The organism is Chryseobacterium sp. 14P4.3.2 (assembly GCF_057799275.1).
This window is the reverse complement of record NZ_JBYOKO010000008.1, coordinates 103,058-119,494: the sequence shown is the minus strand read 5'-3', so window position 1 is coordinate 119,494 and position 16,437 is coordinate 103,058. Positions and strand designations below refer to the sequence as shown.

The 16,437-nt window shown below is 34.8% G+C and carries 22 protein-coding genes and 1 riboswitch; of the genes, 2 read left to right on the top strand and 20 right to left on the bottom strand.

The window, feature by feature from the left end; translation table 11 throughout:
* Positions 1-96: 96 nt before the first annotated feature.
* From AC27VX_RS13560 to AC27VX_RS13540, 5 genes are all read right to left on the bottom strand, one after another.
* Complete coding sequence (locus AC27VX_RS13560) at positions 97-711, bottom strand: class I SAM-dependent methyltransferase (RefSeq protein WP_488696095.1); 615 nt, start codon at positions 709-711, stop codon at positions 97-99.
* Positions 711-1,301: a hypothetical protein gene (locus AC27VX_RS13555; protein ID WP_488696093.1), complete on the bottom strand. Its 591-nt coding sequence runs from the start codon at positions 1,299-1,301 to the stop codon at positions 711-713. The genes AC27VX_RS13560 and AC27VX_RS13555 overlap by 1 nt, the downstream gene beginning before the upstream one ends.
* The gene (locus AC27VX_RS13550; RefSeq protein ID WP_488696091.1) at positions 1,291-1,761 is read right to left on the bottom strand and encodes an RNA polymerase sigma factor; all 471 of its coding nucleotides are present in this window, start codon (positions 1,759-1,761) and stop codon (positions 1,291-1,293) included. Before AC27VX_RS13550 ends, AC27VX_RS13555 begins: the two co-directional genes overlap by 11 nt.
* Positions 1,761-2,612 carry an alpha/beta fold hydrolase gene (locus AC27VX_RS13545; RefSeq protein ID WP_488696089.1) on the bottom strand — a complete coding sequence of 284 codons (852 nt, stop codon included), beginning with the start codon at positions 2,610-2,612 and terminating at the stop codon, positions 1,761-1,763. The genes AC27VX_RS13550 and AC27VX_RS13545 overlap by 1 nt, the downstream gene beginning before the upstream one ends.
* A gap of 215 nt (positions 2,613-2,827) precedes the next feature.
* A complete protein-coding gene (locus AC27VX_RS13540) occupies positions 2,828-3,502 on the bottom strand; it encodes a DUF4919 domain-containing protein (RefSeq protein ID WP_488696087.1) in 675 nt (224 codons plus the stop codon).
* A 228-nt stretch (positions 3,503-3,730) separates the two neighbouring features.
* Here AC27VX_RS13540 and AC27VX_RS13535 point away from each other — a divergent pair, with 228 nt between their 5' ends.
* Positions 3,731-3,946: a hypothetical protein gene (locus AC27VX_RS13535; RefSeq protein WP_236856152.1), complete on the top strand. Its 216-nt coding sequence runs from the start codon at positions 3,731-3,733 to the stop codon at positions 3,944-3,946.
* A 56-nt stretch (positions 3,947-4,002) separates the two neighbouring features.
* Here the strand turns inward: AC27VX_RS13535 and AC27VX_RS13530 are convergent, their stop codons facing one another.
* Both AC27VX_RS13530 and AC27VX_RS13525 read right to left on the bottom strand, forming a co-directional pair.
* Entirely contained in the window at positions 4,003-5,295 is a 1,293-nt protein-coding gene (locus tag AC27VX_RS13530) for an MFS transporter (RefSeq protein ID WP_488696085.1), read from the bottom strand.
* Between the two features lie 110 nt (positions 5,296-5,405).
* On the bottom strand, positions 5,406-6,158 hold the full coding sequence (locus AC27VX_RS13525) for a DUF3575 domain-containing protein (protein WP_300688803.1): 753 nt from the start codon (positions 6,156-6,158) through the stop codon (positions 5,406-5,408).
* Positions 6,159-6,326: 168 nt separating this feature from the next.
* Here AC27VX_RS13525 and AC27VX_RS13520 point away from each other — a divergent pair, with 168 nt between their 5' ends.
* Positions 6,327-6,455, top strand: coding sequence for a hypothetical protein (locus AC27VX_RS13520; protein WP_488696082.1), 129 nt, complete (start codon positions 6,327-6,329; stop codon positions 6,453-6,455).
* On the opposite strand, the gene AC27VX_RS13515 is transcribed toward AC27VX_RS13520, so the two are convergent.
* The 13 genes from AC27VX_RS13515 to AC27VX_RS13455 form a co-directional block, all read right to left on the bottom strand.
* Complete coding sequence (locus AC27VX_RS13515) at positions 6,436-6,603, bottom strand: hypothetical protein (RefSeq protein ID WP_488696080.1); 168 nt, start codon at positions 6,601-6,603, stop codon at positions 6,436-6,438. The genes AC27VX_RS13520 and AC27VX_RS13515 overlap by 20 nt on opposite strands.
* A 125-nt stretch (positions 6,604-6,728) precedes the next feature.
* Entirely contained in the window at positions 6,729-7,376 is a 648-nt protein-coding gene (gene ribB / locus AC27VX_RS13510) for a 3,4-dihydroxy-2-butanone-4-phosphate synthase (protein ID WP_488696078.1), read from the bottom strand.
* Positions 7,377-7,468: 92 nt separating this feature from the next.
* Positions 7,469-7,594: riboswitch (FMN riboswitch) on the bottom strand.
* A gap of 194 nt (positions 7,595-7,788) precedes the next feature.
* A complete protein-coding gene (locus tag AC27VX_RS13505; protein ID WP_488696076.1) occupies positions 7,789-8,544 on the bottom strand; it encodes an SMI1/KNR4 family protein in 756 nt (251 codons plus the stop codon).
* Between the two features lie 9 nt (positions 8,545-8,553).
* Positions 8,554-9,333 carry an alpha/beta fold hydrolase gene (locus AC27VX_RS13500; protein ID WP_488696074.1) on the bottom strand — a complete coding sequence of 260 codons (780 nt, stop codon included), beginning with the start codon at positions 9,331-9,333 and terminating at the stop codon, positions 8,554-8,556.
* Positions 9,334-9,697: 364 nt separating this feature from the next.
* Positions 9,698-10,081 (bottom strand): 5-carboxymethyl-2-hydroxymuconate Delta-isomerase, encoded by a 384-nt coding sequence (locus tag AC27VX_RS13495; protein ID WP_488696072.1) that lies wholly within the window; start codon positions 10,079-10,081, stop codon positions 9,698-9,700.
* Between the two features lie 119 nt (positions 10,082-10,200).
* The gene (locus tag AC27VX_RS13490) at positions 10,201-11,820 is read right to left on the bottom strand and encodes a serine hydrolase (RefSeq protein ID WP_488696070.1); all 1,620 of its coding nucleotides are present in this window, start codon (positions 11,818-11,820) and stop codon (positions 10,201-10,203) included.
* A 237-nt stretch (positions 11,821-12,057) separates the two neighbouring features.
* Positions 12,058-12,474, bottom strand: coding sequence for a hypothetical protein (locus AC27VX_RS13485; RefSeq protein ID WP_488696068.1), 417 nt, complete (start codon positions 12,472-12,474; stop codon positions 12,058-12,060).
* A 176-nt stretch (positions 12,475-12,650) separates the two neighbouring features.
* A complete protein-coding gene (locus AC27VX_RS13480; protein WP_488696066.1) occupies positions 12,651-13,160 on the bottom strand; it encodes a hypothetical protein in 510 nt (169 codons plus the stop codon).
* A 19-nt stretch (positions 13,161-13,179) separates the two neighbouring features.
* The gene (locus AC27VX_RS13475) at positions 13,180-13,557 is read right to left on the bottom strand and encodes a VOC family protein (RefSeq protein WP_488696064.1); all 378 of its coding nucleotides are present in this window, start codon (positions 13,555-13,557) and stop codon (positions 13,180-13,182) included.
* A 21-nt stretch (positions 13,558-13,578) separates the two neighbouring features.
* Complete coding sequence (locus AC27VX_RS13470) at positions 13,579-14,040, bottom strand: dihydrofolate reductase family protein (RefSeq protein ID WP_488696062.1); 462 nt, start codon at positions 14,038-14,040, stop codon at positions 13,579-13,581.
* Between the two features lie 284 nt (positions 14,041-14,324).
* Positions 14,325-14,843 (bottom strand): hypothetical protein, encoded by a 519-nt coding sequence (locus AC27VX_RS13465; protein WP_488696060.1) that lies wholly within the window; start codon positions 14,841-14,843, stop codon positions 14,325-14,327.
* 196 nt (positions 14,844-15,039) lie between these two features.
* Positions 15,040-15,540 (bottom strand): DUF2004 domain-containing protein, encoded by a 501-nt coding sequence (locus AC27VX_RS13460; protein ID WP_236856138.1) that lies wholly within the window; start codon positions 15,538-15,540, stop codon positions 15,040-15,042.
* Positions 15,541-15,671: 131 nt separating this feature from the next.
* On the bottom strand, positions 15,672-16,334 hold the full coding sequence (locus tag AC27VX_RS13455) for a hypothetical protein (protein ID WP_488696058.1): 663 nt from the start codon (positions 16,332-16,334) through the stop codon (positions 15,672-15,674).
* Between the last annotated feature and the right edge of the window lie 103 nt (positions 16,335-16,437).

Below are 16,437 nucleotides of genomic sequence, written 5' to 3'. Positions count from 1 at the left end.
TTGTTTTACAATAGAAAAATAAAACTGAAATTAAATATATAATAAAAAAGAGTCTCTTTGAAGGCTCTTTTTTATTATACTCTGATCTCAGAAATATTAATGCTTTCTGAAACTGCAGAAAACAAAGTTCTGTATCGTCTCAAAAGGGGTGATATGATCTTCAATAACACACTTTATTTTTTCAAAACCGGCTTCGAATTTTTCAGTGAGTGATTCTTCATCATATTGCTGGATATCCAGTCCGCTGCATTTGGCAGGTCCGTTTTTAGAAAAAGTTCCCAAAATCATAAAGCCATCTATATTTTTCTCTGCAATATCTATATATTTTGAAACCTGCTCCGGAGTTATCAGAAAATGAAAAGCAGCTCTGTCATGCCAGATGTTATACGTTTCCAAAGGTTCAAATGCCGTAATGTCTGTGGCAATCCATTTTACCTTATCTGCGGCATTTCCCAGTCTCTCTTTTGCTTTCTCCAACGCTTTGGCCGAGATATCCAGTACCGTAATATTTTCATATCCTTCTTCAAGAAGAAAATCAACAAGATTGCTGTCTCCGCCTCCGATATCAATAATTTTAGCTTCTTTTCCAAGTCCCAGAGAATTGATAAAGTCTAGAGAAGTCTTTGGTTTTTCCTGTGTCCAGCTTACCTGATCAGGATTTTTGGTTTCATATACTTTTTCCCAATGTTTTTTATTGTCACAATTATTCATTAGTCCTGTAATTGATTATTTATTTCTTCAAATTTATTGATTAATCCGTCAAGTTTTCCCTGTTGTTTTCTGATTGTTCTTGGTCGCAGGTAAAACCAGTTGAATGCAATCCATAATAAGGTAATTCCGTAGACTATAATGCCTGAAATAGGGGTCATGCGTAAGGTATACTCGTACATATAAAGACAGATTCCCAGAGACAGCATGATGAAATATAAGTTCATCATCGTGGTTTGCATCAATTTTTGTTTACTTTTTACTCTATATAAATTTTGGAGATAATTATGGTTAGACTGCGTATTGTCAATAGTATAAAATGTCATAAACATTCTGTTATAAGCGATCAGGAATATAGCCATGGCCAGAATAACCAGTACAATTCCCAGTTTTGTGGTTATCATCTGAGGCTGATAATAATACCATATAAAAATGATAAATAGGGAAGTAGCCGTCATTGATAGATTAGAACAGATAAGCTTACGCAGATTTTCATTTTTAAATTTTTTCAGCTTATCAAGCAGCTCTTCAAGATTGGGCTTGGTGGAGGTCTGCTGTTTCCATATATTTTTGAAATCGATATTAGGATCCATTTTCTTTAAACTTTTGCGTTAATTTTTCTTTTATCCTATGAATTTTCACCCGAATGTTAGACTCAGAAAGCCCTGTGATATGAGCTATTTCTGCCTGTTTTACTTCCTCTAGTTCCAGAGAAATGATAATTCTGTCCGTTTCGGGAAGTTCAGAAATAAACTGATACAGTAATTGTATCTTAGGTTCTAAAGATTCCTGCTTCTTTTCCTCCAGATTTAAAGGAAGGTCTGTTTTGGTGAATTTTTTTTCTTTTTCAATCTGCCGGAGGCAGTTGTTGGAAGCTATTCTGAAAATCCATGTTCCCACGCTGGATTCATTTCGGAATTTGGGAAGTTGCTGCCATATGATGATAAAGGTTTCCTGTGCCAGGTCCTTTGCCAGGTCAGGATCATTGGCGTATCCCATACACAGGCGGAATATTTTCTGCCAGTAGATTTCGTATATCTCCTCAAAAACCATTATTTCGCGGATAAAAAGTTATTGAGCTGGTTAGAGTACCATTCTTTATCATCATACATAATGAAGTGTAATCCTTTTGAAGCATACTGCATATCGGTATTTTTTAAGTTTTTGTACTGAGCTTCAATAGCGGGTTTCATATTCACAAAAAAAGATTCCAGCAATATAAGAGAGGGACATTGTATGCTTTTTATCTTTTCTCTCAGATCGGTATTAGAGAAATCACAGTACATTTTGGCAAATGTATTTCTGTCTGATGTCATACTCCAGCGGATTACGGTTTCCTGCATGGAAGAATCAGCCAGAAGACGCGGAATCATTTGTGTCTGCATTTGGCGGAACTGTTCGTCCGTCATTGCAGTCAATTTACCAGTTATGGATGTACAGTCATTATTTTCTTTAGATGTAAAATTAGGATCAGATATTGCAGCAAGACAAGGCAGTGCATCAACAATAACAATTTTACCTATCAGCTCAGGATAGTCGGCGGCAATAGCAAGAGCGAGGCCTCCTCCCATACTGTGGCCGATGAGTATCGGCTTTTCAATTTTGTTATCTTTAATATAAGCGGCAATTCCTTTTTCCCAGTCTGTAAAGGTAGCATTGGCCTCTGGTTTTACTCCGGCAAACCCTGCCATCGTTAAAGTATAACAGGTAAAGTTTTTTTCAAACCTTGCCGTGGTTTCGCTCCACACTTCTCCCGAAGAAGCAAATCCAGGAATAAAAATTAAAGACTGGCTGCCTTTTCCAGCTTTCTTTACTACAAAAGGATATGTTTTTGTCTGGCCAAATATATTACATACAGCTAGAAAGAATAAAATGATGATAAGAAGGAATGTGTATTTTTTCATTATTTCTAAGGTTTTAAAGTTTATTTGTCTTTTAGAGACGAACCTTTTTAAAATGTTACACTCAGTTTTATATTTTTTTTAAAAAAAATATTTTCCTGCTCTCATATCCTCATTGGAAAAGTAAAACCCTTACAGTTCTATGGATAATAAAATTGATATTATTTCATTTAAAATAGTAAATGTTGGCTAAATAGGTAAAAAATATCTGAGGCTGGTTAATCTAATATCTTCCCATAAAACCTGCTGACATCAAAATACAATCCCGGGATCTTATATTTGTCTTTTTCAAATTCCTGATAGTCGCATTTTCCATTATTGCTTTGTGACTTGGTTTCCATTTGAAATCTGCTCAGAAGTGCATACTCATCAGTGACGGAAATAACGTGGAAACCTGTTTCGCACCTCAGCCCGTCACCCGAACTAAGAATCGCTCCCAATAACCCATGGAAACTTCCTGCAATTTTTTTGGCAGTATCATCATCATTGGTCAGATGGTACAAATAGGCTAGATAATTTATAGCACGCAGATCCAGAGGATTTTCATCCAATGCATCCTGGAAAAGCTGTATTCCTTTTGATAAGTCTTTTTCTGAAATACCTTCTCCCCGATAATATTTCGCTACTTCTTCAGCTTTCTTGCCTGTTTTGTAGGGTCTGTATTCTTTTTGAAATGTATATCCAAAATAAAGATGGCGGTATTGACTGCCTGTAAGGAGTGTGTCGTTCTGTTTTAATCTTTTTAAGAGAGCCGGATAATAGAATTCTGAGTTTTTATTCTGGATATTTTTTTGAATTAAAGAATAATCCGGTGCTTTGAATTCCAGTTTCTGGGCTTGTACTAGACTAAGCAGAGCTATAAAGAAAAAAGAGAAAAATGCTTTGATATTCATAGTTTGTATAGTATTGTTATAATTTTTCATTCGGTCAAAAATACGGAATATGCACTAATGATATAAAATCAGCTAACTATTTACATGAAAAACAATAATATATTGTAAAAGTGGTACTTCGTATCAATAAATTTACTAACTTTAATCGGAATTTGAGACATTACCCCTGGTATTGAATGGGGTGATTGGGTAAAATTGGAATTTTAACTAAAAAACTAAAAAATATTAATGAGCAGTAGTATCCACGATGAATTTAAAGTCTTTAAAGACGAATTAAGAAAGTTGAATATCGAAGTACAGAAAGTTGTAAAAGTAGGAAACGGCAGCATGGATTTCCACGAGGTTTTCTACAAATCGCCAAGGTATGAAGAGGTAAAAAGTGTGTATGTCCAACGTCACAATCTAGACGGTATAATAGCTAAGTTTAAGCAGGCTTATCATTAAAAATAGAAAAGTCGCCGCAGAGAATCTGCGGCGACTTTTTTTAGTCTATAAAAATATTAATCTTTATCCAGTGTTGATATTTTTTTCGTGTCTTTCATTCCTACATAGACGATCAGAGAAAAAAGAATACAGCCTGTAATGTACCAGTAGAAGTATTCTTCGGATCCTATTTTTTTGAACCAGAGGGCAATATACTCTGCAGTTCCGCCAAAGACGGCTACTGTAACAGCGTAAGGAAGTCCTACTCCCAGCGCCCTTATTTCGGAAGGGAAAAGTTCTGCTTTTACAACAGCGTTGATAGAAGTGTAACCACTCACGATAATTAACGCTGTCATAATCAGTAAAAAGGCACCCCACATTGAAGTTGTAGTACTAAGTGCAGTGAGAAGAGGAACCGTGCATAAGGTTCCCAGAATCCCAAAACCTAAAAGAAGAGGGCGTCTTCCGATCCTGTCAGATAATCCACCAAATACCGGCTGAAGACAGGCAAATATAAATAAAGAAATAAAAGAGACCAGTGTAGATTCTTCTTTGGTAAGATGTACTGTATTGACCAGAAATTTCTGCATATAAGTAGTATAAGTATAGAAAGCTAATGTACCTCCCAAGGTCAGTCCAACTACGGTAAGCAAAGCTTTTGGATGTTTGAAAAGTTCTTTGACAGTTCCTTTCTTTGTCTCATTAACTTCTTTTTTATTCTCAAAAGCTTCTGTTTCGTGAAGGTTGGCCCGCAGATATAATGCAATGATAGAAAGCATGGCTCCTATTACGAAAGGGATTCTCCAGCCCCATTCCTCAAGCTGAGTCTCCGTAAGCAGTAATTTCTGTAAAATAAGCTGAATGCCCAACGCTATAAGCTGGCCGCCAATTAATGTTACATATTGAAAACTGGAATAAAATCCTCTTCGTTCTGGTGTAGCCATTTCACTTAGATAGGTAGCGGAAACTCCGTATTCACCACCAACACTTAATCCCTGAAGAAGTCTTGCCAGAAGAAGTAACAATGGTGCAAGAATGCCTATTGACTGATAGGTAGGAGTAAGAGCAATAAGCAGCGAACCAAAAGACATCAGCAGGACAGAAAGAGTCATTGCTTTTTTTCGTCCGATTTTATCGGCAATACTTCCAAACAGCCATCCGCCAATAGGGCGCATAAGAAAACCTACGGCAAATATACCGGCTGTATTCATCAATTGTGCATTAAGGTCAGAGTCCGGAAAGAAAGAATGGGAAAAGTAAATGGCAAAGGCAGCATAGGCATACCAGTCATACCATTCTACAAGATTTCCGATGGAGCCGCCTATGATAGCCTTGATTCTTTGGGCAGTGGTAATAGAGGATGAATTCATATATATAGTTTTCCGGAAAAAGGGTATTAAAGGAAGCCAAGATACAAAAATCAGCAAATAATTAAACCGTCCTGAATAGAGAACGGTATAAAATATAATATGGTAATTTTTTAAAATCTATACCCCAAAGAAAGTCCGCTTCTGAATCCTGCCCATGGTCCGTCTACTTTTATTCTTGCACCATTGGCATTGGTTTCTACCGTATATTTTACAAATGGAATATCCAGATTTTCTATTTCTTTCTTAAGCTGTGCCTGCATATCGGGAGTAAGGACGTAGTCGGAGGACATACTGAAATCTCCTTTTCCACTTCCATAATGGGCCCCGGCAATCCAGAAATCCAGCACTAAATTTTGGCTTCTGGTGAGGAAGAACTGCACTCCCACCATTAAACCGCCACTGTTTCCTTTAGTGCTTCCTCCTCCTTTAAGTGGAATCTGGTAGGTATTTCCATCAGGTCCGTTATAATCGTAATAAAAATCAAATGTGTTGGATGAAACATCGGAATGCCGGTAATAAGGAGCGAAATAAAATCCTTTACCATATCCTTTCCCAATATAAAACCTTGGTTCTATGGTGAAATTGGTTGCTTTTACTCTAAGGTTCTCAAACCTTTTTTCATCCTTATCTTTCAGAAATGCATTGATAAAGGGAACTTTTCCTTCCGGCATGGTTCCAAAACCTATATTGACTGAAAACCATTGATTGATTGCTCTCTCATATGACAGATTGATATTTCTGAATGCATAGGCAGTAACATTCGTCTTAATAATATTCATCTTTTCAGATGTACTATTTTCAATTTCCTGTGCGCCAGCTGCCGAAAACAGGAAACACGGAATTAGCAGGACTGTTTTTTTCATGATCTTACTATTTTGTGGTGTTGGAAAAGTACCAGCAAAAAACGGGCTGAATTTAACATAATAATTTAAATTAACAGATGAAAGTTTGAAGAGTTTTAATAATTTTCAGCAATAAATGTAATATCCATCGGTGATTAATTGTCATAGCTGTATAAATGTATTGGTGACATGAAAAAAATTATATATACCATATTCTTTTTTTGCGGAACATCTGCATTTTCACAGGAAAAGAAAAATGACTCTACCGATACTTTAGCAACAAAGGAAATTCAGGAGGTTATCTTAAAGTCACATTAACTCCTGTTGCAGAGTTGTTTATGGTTCCGGTTATCAGATTGTTGTTAACAATATCCCCGATAATAGGGTCATTAGCAGCTTTTATAAGGGTGACCTGTGCTGAAAACATAGCAGAGGTTCCCAGTAGAAAGAGTATAGATTTTTTCATGTCCGATTTTTTATTAAAGTTGATTAAAAAACAGTATTCAAATTTTAATTTAATTAGATATTTAAATGAAACCGCCGGCTGATTTTATCAGCCGGCGGTTCTGTGCGTTAAAAACAGTTTTAAGTCTAATTGCTCATGATCATTTTACGATAGGCGTAAATATCTTCAATAGTCACTACGCTCATTGCCTTTTTTATGGCAAAGTCAACGATTTCCGGGAGTCTTGCCATAGAACCGTCCTCATTTGTCAGTTCACAAAGTACGGCATCATCACCCAGATTGGCCATTTTTACAAGATCTACACTTCCCTCTGTATGACCACGTCTTTCAAAGACCCCATTTTTTTTAGCGATTAGAGGGAACACATGCCCCGGACTTGCAATATGCTCTGCAAGGGCATCTGTTGCCACAGCTGTCCTGATTGTTGTTACTCTGTCTTTTGCAGAAACTCCGGATTCTACGCCTTCTCTGGCTTCAATAGAAATGGTAAATGCAGTTTGATTTTTTGAATTGTTGTTTTCCACCATTGGACGGAGGTTGAGGTGCTTACTCTTTTCTTCAGAAATACATAAGCAGACAATACCGCTGCATTCGCGGATCAGAAGTGCCATGTCCTGTTCTGTAATAGTGGAAGCGGGAAAGATGATATCACCTTCGTTTTCGCGGTTTTCATCATCTACCAAAAGAATACCTTTTCCCTGTTGTAAGGTAAGAAGTGCTTTTTCTACACGTTCTCTGGAGGTAGCTCCGAATTGTTCTAATAATTTTTCCATGTTATTTTACTGTTAAAAGTTAAAATGGTCTTCGGTACATGGAAATGAAATACAACACAACAAGAGTCCGTAAGGAATCTTATTGGTCATCTCATTTTCTTCTCTCATCCAGACTTTAACTGTCGGTTCCGGAATTTCACCAGATCAGTCCTTTCCGGAGAAAGGAGTCGCGGACTGTAACCGCCGGTAGGGAATTGCACCCTGCCCCGAAGAAAACTTATATTAAGTTTTGCTGTATGTTGTAATTTAAATTTTTATTTCATTGAATAGTATTTAACGCACAGACCGCAAATTTCGGGAAGTTTTTTGAAATGGAGAAGAATTTTAAATATAAAAAAAAGATTTTTAAGAACTAAATATTCAAAATCAAGGAATATTAAACTATTAAGATTATGTTTTTTGTAACCGCATTCTATTCATATTCCTTTAAATATGCTACTATTTTTTTCTCCATAAGATCATTAAAGGAATTGGCTATTTTAATCATTTTAGGAGCGTGATTTTCATGAGCAAAGGCGTAGATACTTTGATTTTCAATGTTATAATAAAGCTGGTCGCCGTCACCGTAAACCCAAAATTCTCCCAGGAAAAGATAGTCTTTCTTTTGTATGGTTTCATAGCTTAACTCCATAAAATCTATCATGATACCTTCAAGATGCAGTTTTGAAATGTTTTGATAGAAAGTAACCAGATCATCCGGAAACAATACGGAAAGTTTTTTTTCTTTCTTTCGAATCTCTTCTGCCTTTGCCCCTTTTAAAATGGTGTCAGAACTGCTGTATGATTTTGTTAATTGTTTGAAAAACCTGGGATAGACCTTTTTAAGATGTCCAAATTTATCCTCCACAGCTTTCTGTAGTTGCTTTTCTTTTTGTTTTTCCTGTTTACAGAAATCATTAAATTCTTTTTCCCAGCCTTCTTTATACAGATCAGAAAGATTAGTGTTTATATTTTTAGACTTCAGCCAGTCAAAAGCGCCCAGTTGACTGATGTATAAGTTCCTGATACCACTAAAGCTTTCTTTAGGTTTTATACCGAGAAAAGCTCTTCTTCCACATATTCTTTCTACATCATCTTTATGGTTACTGAACCAGCCCATCCATTCTTTGGCATTGAGTTTACCTTCTGAAAGATCTATGAATTTTTTTATAATCTCTTCCTGTATCATATCTTGTTTTCAGGCCAATTGTTTTAATATTTTGTTCAATATTGTATTGAACTGTTCTGGTTTTTCCAGCATAGGATAGTGCCCCGTTTCGGTGATGGTGACATAGTCATAATCTTTCAGATACTTGCGGTTGTTTTCAAGATGAGTAGGAGAAGCATCAGAGTTAATGGCAATTACTGGTACGTCAATATGTTGTGCAATTTCTCTGAAATTTGTTTTGTATAAAGGTTTTAGCAGATTGATTGCCATTTCCGGAGTATTTTGAAGGAATTCCTGCTGAAGTCTTTCCTTTACTTCAGGCGGTGTTTTTTCAGCAAAAAGATATTGCGGAAGAATATTTTCTACTGCATTTTTAAAGTCTTGGCGGTAATGAGTAAACATAACTTGCTCAGCCTGTTCTTCTGTGAAAGATTCATCCAGATCTTTTAAAGTGTCAATTAAAATGACAGCTTTAACATTTTTTATTTTTAAAGCCGCTTCCAGGACGTAGGCCCCGGACATAGAATGTCCTGCCAGTATGATTTCCTTTGAATGGATAGCATCAGCCACTGCTTTAATATCATCAGCATAGCGGGAACTTGTCCATTCCTGTCGGGAAGATTCCGATTTTCCGTGTCCTGCAAGATCCATCTGTATAATATGATACTGATCTTGAAAAAAATCCTGTTGATCTGCCCACCATTCGGTGTTGCCAAGCCAGCCATGAATAAAGAGTACCGAAGTATTTCCGTTTCCAGATTCTATATAATGAATTTTCTGGCTGTCTGATGATAGTGCATATTTTTCCATATAAAATTGTTTGTGATGACTGGTGGATTGTTTTTTTAATAATCTAATGTACAAAAGACTGTATTAAAAGTAATGTATGTCCAAAAATTAATTGTTTTTTATTTAATCATAAAGATCAACATTTGTGGTGCTGAATAAAGTTATCAACATAAGTTATCAATAGTATTTATTATTCTTTTGAAAATAGGTTTATAAATATAACTTGTTGTTTAATATGTTTATATAAAGTATTTTTAGGCTGGTTAAAAAAGTTATTCATATTTTATCCACAAAGTTTAAGTTGATGATAAAAAGTTTTCCACATTATTTATACTGTTGTGCAAAACCGGAGCTCTGACAACAATAAAATGACCAGAAATATGAATTATAAACCAAAATGTCTGTCTTTATTCTTGTTCTCAGGATTAATAAGCGCTTTGTTGCTATAGGTCGCTGCTTCAAAATCGCTGATATTGATGGACAGAAAAGAAATGTCGGGAAGTAATTCTGCCAGACGGGTATTGATCTGTCTGGATAGATTTGCTTTTTGTTCAGTAGTTCTTCCTTCCATGATATGCCCAAATATGTGGAGGAAATTTTTCTTATTATCTCCCAATCTGAAATATTGATAAGGTTGAAGCCTTACTTTGATATCGTTGGGGGCAAACAATCCTGTAGAATCAGCAGTTTCGTATACTGCATTCATAATTTCTTCAGGGGTGATCTGCTGAAGAATATCCAGTGAACAGTCAATAATAAAATGAGGCATAAATAATATTTTATGAGGTGATTTTTGGTAATCTAAAAATAAGGAAAAATGTCCATTAACAGTCAAAATAAAAAACTACCCTGATAGCAGGATAGTTTGAAAATATGTTAATATGAATGTTAGTTTTTTACTGGAAACGATTTTTTAATACTGTATTGTGGCTTTACTTGATTGGTCATATCCAGTACAATATCATAGTTTCCGGTCTCTTCTATTGGAAAATCATAGGCATTGAGGGCGATACTTTTACCATCATTATTCAATCCTAAATTATATCCCCAGTCATTATCAAATCTGAATTTTAATTTTCCTTTATTCAGCTTATAATTTTTAAGAAAATAGATGTCAGGTTTTTTAAGATCTGTCTGCATCGGAATATCTTTCCCCTCCCAGCCGCCAGGCGTGGCATCTCCAATGATTCCCCATAGAAAGTTTTTTGTACTTCTTGTTGCTGTTTTTACGGTGCCGTCACGGAAATGGATTGTTACTGAATCCATTTCCCTGGTTGAGCCTGATTGAAAAGTAAAAGTAAACTTCTCATCCAGTTGGTATACTGTATTACTGACAGGCATTAACGAGCACATAGAATAATTTTTTTCTCTGAAAATGATCTGCCCATCTATGATAGAAATAAAGAAATCCGTATTCTCATTGGAATAAGTTCCTGCAATTTTTTTCAAGTCTTTTGGATTAGTTTTCACTATTGTCGGGATACTGTAAGGCTTTTCATATAGTATCTTCTCAATGGTAGGGATAATGAATTCGGTGTGTGACAGTTCAGAATTGGATATGACAATCACACAAATATCATCTTCTAAAACTCTGTAGTATCTGGATCGGTAACCGGGACCGCCACCATCGTGGCCCACTCTTTTTTTATCAAAAACAGTTGAGATCTGAAAGCCAAGCCCGTAATGATCTTTAAGAAAGGGTATGAAAGCTTTTTCCAGGGTTTCTTTCATTAGTATTTTGTAATTTTTTAGCCCCTCGTTAAATTTGAACAAGTCCTCAACAGTAGAATACATTGCTCCTGCGGCAAAAGGATGATCTGTTTTGAAGCGTAATGCTTCATTAGAAAAATTATCAGATAAAAATTCGTATCCAAAGGCCTTGTTTTCATTGGTGACATCATTAAAATGAAACCCGGTATGAGTCATTTGTAATGGTTGAAGAATATAACTTTCTATCGCTTTGTCATAGTCTAAACCTGTCACTTTTTTGATGATATGCCCCAGTATGTAAAATCCGGAATTGGAATAGTTCCAATCTGTACCTGGTGAAAAATCTAATGATTTTGCAGAAAGATACTTGATAAGAGTATTTTCATCAACAGTATTGTCAGAATTTTCATCACTGGGTATTCCGGAAGTATGGGAGAGAATATTGGCGATAGTAATGCTGTCACCCTTCGGGAAAGCCGGATAATATTTGGAGAGTTTGTCGTTTAAAGATAATTTTCCCTGTTCTTCAAGCTGGAGAATAACAGCTGTGGTGAACATTTTTGTGGTTGAATAGATCCGATAAAGGCTGTTATTGGTGTTTTTTTCTTTTTTGGGAGCATTTCTGTAGCCATAACTTTTTTCGAAAATAATTTTTCCTTTTTCAGCAATAAGTACAGAACCACTAAAGAGGCCGGCTTTATCATAAGCTGTTAATAGTTTTTCCAGTTGCCTGGATTTTTGTGAATAAACAGGGTTGGATACTACCAGTAAGATAAGACAGGTTAAAATGGATTTCATTTAGTTTTTTTAGATAAGACAATCGTAATCGGGATTGTGTTACATGTCGTATTAAAAATAAAACTCCTATTTGTCAGGTTTTTCTGTGATGTGAATTAAGGTTCTGACTCCATGACTCACAATCATCGATGCTTTTCCACGTTCTAAAATTAGTCCCATACTTTTTTTATTGTATCCACTATTTCATCCGCTTTGTCTTGAGTGATCCAATCAACCATTCTTACCTCTCTATTATCTTCAATAAGAATAACTGAATAAAGTTGGGCTACTCAGTGAAAAGTGGTAGCGGATCCCCAATTTGTATCTTTCTACTTTAAAGTCTTTTGTCTGGACACGGTCTATGTCTTTTTTCAAATAGGTGCGGGTACGGCTAAATAAATCGTTCTTATATCTGACAGTTATAGCATCCGGTTCAATAGTAAGAATTGTTTTTCCGAAAGTATTCCATAACCAGATATACAGGAATATGAAAAAAAAGCCTGCAAAAGGGATAATGGAAGAAATATAATTAAAAATAGAAAGCAAATAATTTTCTTCATGTATGGTAAAGGGAATGATACACAAAATAATAAAAAGCGTGATGATTAAACCATATACCAGTATAAAAGTCACGATCCAATTGGTTTTATTTTTTACTTTAATGATTACAGGCATTGTTTATATTATTTTGCAGGATATTTTTAGATTCTTTTATACTTGAGGGGGAGGTTTTGTCAATTTTATCTTTTAGTATTTTTATTGGAAATAATTTATTCTTGTTAAGATCAGTATATATCAATTCACTATTCGTTTTGGCAGACTATTGAAATTAATAATATGATATTTTAATTTTATCTTTCATACAATTTTGTCTTTTCACTTCCGGAATTGTTGACGATCAAAGTAGGGGAGTCTAATTCCCAGGCCGGAAGATGATTATAGAGCACATCCACTAATTTTTCGATTCCTGGTGTTCCCTGATGGTTAAATTCAAAGGTTTTGTTATCCGTAATAATTTCCAGAACAGATTGTTTTTTATAGATAAAGTCCGGAATTGAAAATGTATTGACAGCAACAATCTCCTTCCATCGTATAAATTCCGTAGATTTTTTTTGCCCGATATAAAACCCGTCATTGGTGTATTTAAAAATCCCATCAGACTCATATAATCTGTCCATTTCCTTTTCAACAGACTTGTAATCGTCCGTATCACTCGGAAAATAGATTTTTGCACCAGAAAAACAAATGGCAGCAAAGCATGAAAAAATAATAGAATAAGATATGTTCTCGCTGTCGAACAAAGGATAATTGAAGAGTGTCAGGATTAAAATCAGACTGCTTATTGCAATTATTCTTTTCATGGTGATGGTATAGTTTGTTTTATTTTTTGCTCTTCAGTTGAAATACATTTCCTTCAGGATCAGTGCCATCGCACAGCCAGAAAGGGTAGTTGTCAAAAGTTTTGATTTCCCTCATGTGAACATTTTTAGAAATAAGCTGACTTCTTCCTGATTCTATATCCACATCTATTTCAAAAACTATTTTTGTATTGTTATCATAGCTGCGGGTGGTATCCGTTTTCTCCAGATACTCTTCTCCCATTCTGTGGAGCCCGATATTGGCGGATCCTGCATTTAGCAAAACCCAGATCTGATCTTCCTCAATGACCTTCAGATTGAAGTTTTCTACATAAAAGTTTTTAAGGATCTGAACGTTTTTTGCATACAGAATGATGGTTTCAAGCTGAGCATTTATCATTATTAATAGGTGAGTTTATTATTATTGAGTAGTATACACAAGCTGTACAACACCAGATTTAAAAACATTGGTTTTAACAAGCTTTAAATTTAACCTTTCCTTTAAATCTTCAAAAAGCGGTTTGCCTTTTCCTAAAGCAACAGGATGAACAGATATTCTGTAAATATCAATCAGATTATGCAGAATAAAGGTTTTGATAAGACTTGCCCCACCATATAACCAGATATCCCCACCGGCCTGAGTTTTTATTTCTGAAACTTTTTCTGCAATATCAGAATTAATAAAAACAGCTCCTCCATCTTCTCTTCTTTGACTGGAAAACACAAATTTATTCTTGGAATGAACAGCCTCCCAAAGTTTTTGTTCTTCCGGACCTGCATTTTCTTCCGGCTGGTAATTTCCCCAGGCATCATAGCTCACTCTTCCATAGAAAATAGTGTCTATGCTGGAAAGAAAGCCCTCAAAATCCATATCATCATCCATGATGCATCAATCTGTTTCTCCATTGGGTCCTTCAATAAAGCCATCTAAGGTAGTTGCGAGATCTAGTATTACTTTTTTCATGAATGATTGTTTTGGTTTTGATTTTAAGTTCACCCTAAAAATAAGTCTTTTTTTAATGCTGACCTACACAGAGTATTTTGCAAAAACTTTCTGAAAAAATAAAACCAGTGAATTCCCGTATCTGTTGTAATTCTGATAAATGTTGTTCAGAATCATTTTTTCATCACCTTGCACATTACATCTGTATAAAGTATATTTATTTTTTACTCAAAAACAAGGTTTGCCTTTCGTATCAGGTAAATTATTCCGATAACAAGTCCGGCAATACCTCCTATATATCCAAAGTTATGGATAGAACCCACATTTATAAAATTGTGAATATCTTTTGTTCCGGGGGGTATATACCAGTTGGTATTTTCTGGAGATAAAAATAAAACAGCAAATAAATATCCTAAGATTCCAAATATAAAAGTTATACAGAGATTGATCAAAATTGATATTATAGTGACTTTAAGTATTTTTTTAGAATCACGGAACAATGAAATGAAAGCATAAACAAATCCTAAGAATAAACCCACCCACCATGTAGCCAAAAATCCAACTATTCCAACTTTTATCCTTGTATGTAATGGCAGATTTTTAATGTTGAACTGCCGAAATTTTAAAAGAGTATAGTATTCAGGAGAAATTGTAAACGTAATTTGATCATGGATAATTCCATATATCCCGGCCAGTAATATTGAAATTATGAGGATGAGGGTGAAATTTGTTACTTGTTTCATAACATTTAAAATGGATAGTTTTTAGGTTGTAATTGGTTTGTGAAAGTTACATTAAAGTCTTTCTGGTAAATAATTATCATTACCACCTCCATTAAATTTCTTTGAAATTTTTTATATGATTTTCATATTAATATAAAACCCGTCTTATTATGGTAAGAACGGGTTTTAATGCTTTTAGTAAATGTTAATCTTTATTTTAGCTTTCCATGGCCATATAATCCAGTTCTCCGTTTTCGTCTGTGTTGATAACTACCAGATAGTCGGTTATTTCTTTTCCTATAGAATAGTCTAAAATGGCAAAATGATCTTCACTGTGAGGATAAAGCCCAATTCTGACTAATTCTAATTTTGTAAGAAGCTGATCTTGTGGTTCCGTTGTCAGATCATCAAAATTTATTAATGTTGAAAGTTCATCTTGCTCAATTTCTTCAAGATGATGTTCCAGGTAATATTTTACGGTGTCGCCTTCTTCATCATTGTAATCATGCAGAATGTGCGTTTTATTAAGCGTATCAAATTTCTCAATATTTTCAAGATAATTTTTTACTTTATCCAATTTTACTGCATCAATCTTTTCATTTTCAAAATTAAGATCGATTTGAATTTCATTTCCATTGAAATCAACATAAACATCGTAATATTCTTCTAAATTTTCTGTGGACAACTGCCCGAAATGTGGTAAGGTGTATTCTTTCATTATTAAAATTTTAGTGAAATGGTTATTTCATTTTATTCAAAGGTCAAACCGTCTGTCTAAACTATAGGTCTTATGTTTTGAGTTTGTAAATATAGGTATTCAATACTTTTTCACTGTTATGAAAAGCTTTATTATAAATTAAATAATTCAGTTATTTTTTGTTGCAACTCTTCCGATACCAGATTGTTTTTTATAAGATAGGTACTCATCATTTTCAAAAACTTTTTTGATTCTTTTAAATAATCTTTGTCGGGAAGACTATTTTTGGTTGTTTCTAAATAGGTTTTTGCATAATGAATGAACACTCCGGCCCCTTCAAAATTTTTACTTACGAATAGCGTTCCGATCATAGAAATGTAAGTGACAAACTCGTATTGAATATGATCTTTTCTCAGATATTCCAGTGGCATTTTCTCATTCATACTTTGAAAATGTGCAATGATGCCAATATCTTTCAAATATTTTTCCTGTTCAATGATCAGCGAGTCGTCCACTATTTCACCATCAAGATCTGCTTCAAGGTCGTAATAACCTATAGGCTGCAGATGATCAAGAAAGAGTTCGTTTTCCACATATAAACCTATTCTTGCTCTGATAATAGGATCACTGTACCGCATATCCATGAGATATTGATATCCGTCAAAGAGAAGGGTGACTTCACTGGGGGTAAAGCCGCCTAGAGCTTCTTCAGGGTTTTCTGAGAGTATTTCATGAAGCGTCTCAAAAGCTTTCTTTTTTAAATCAAATACATGCACTCTTTTTGTGAGAAATGTATCAAGTTCCTGTGCTTTCATAGAATGGTTATTATTGCCTAAATCTACATATAAATGTTAGAATAATGGTTCTTTAAGGGAAATCGAATTTTAAGGATGATTCATTGGTGAAAAAAAAATAAAA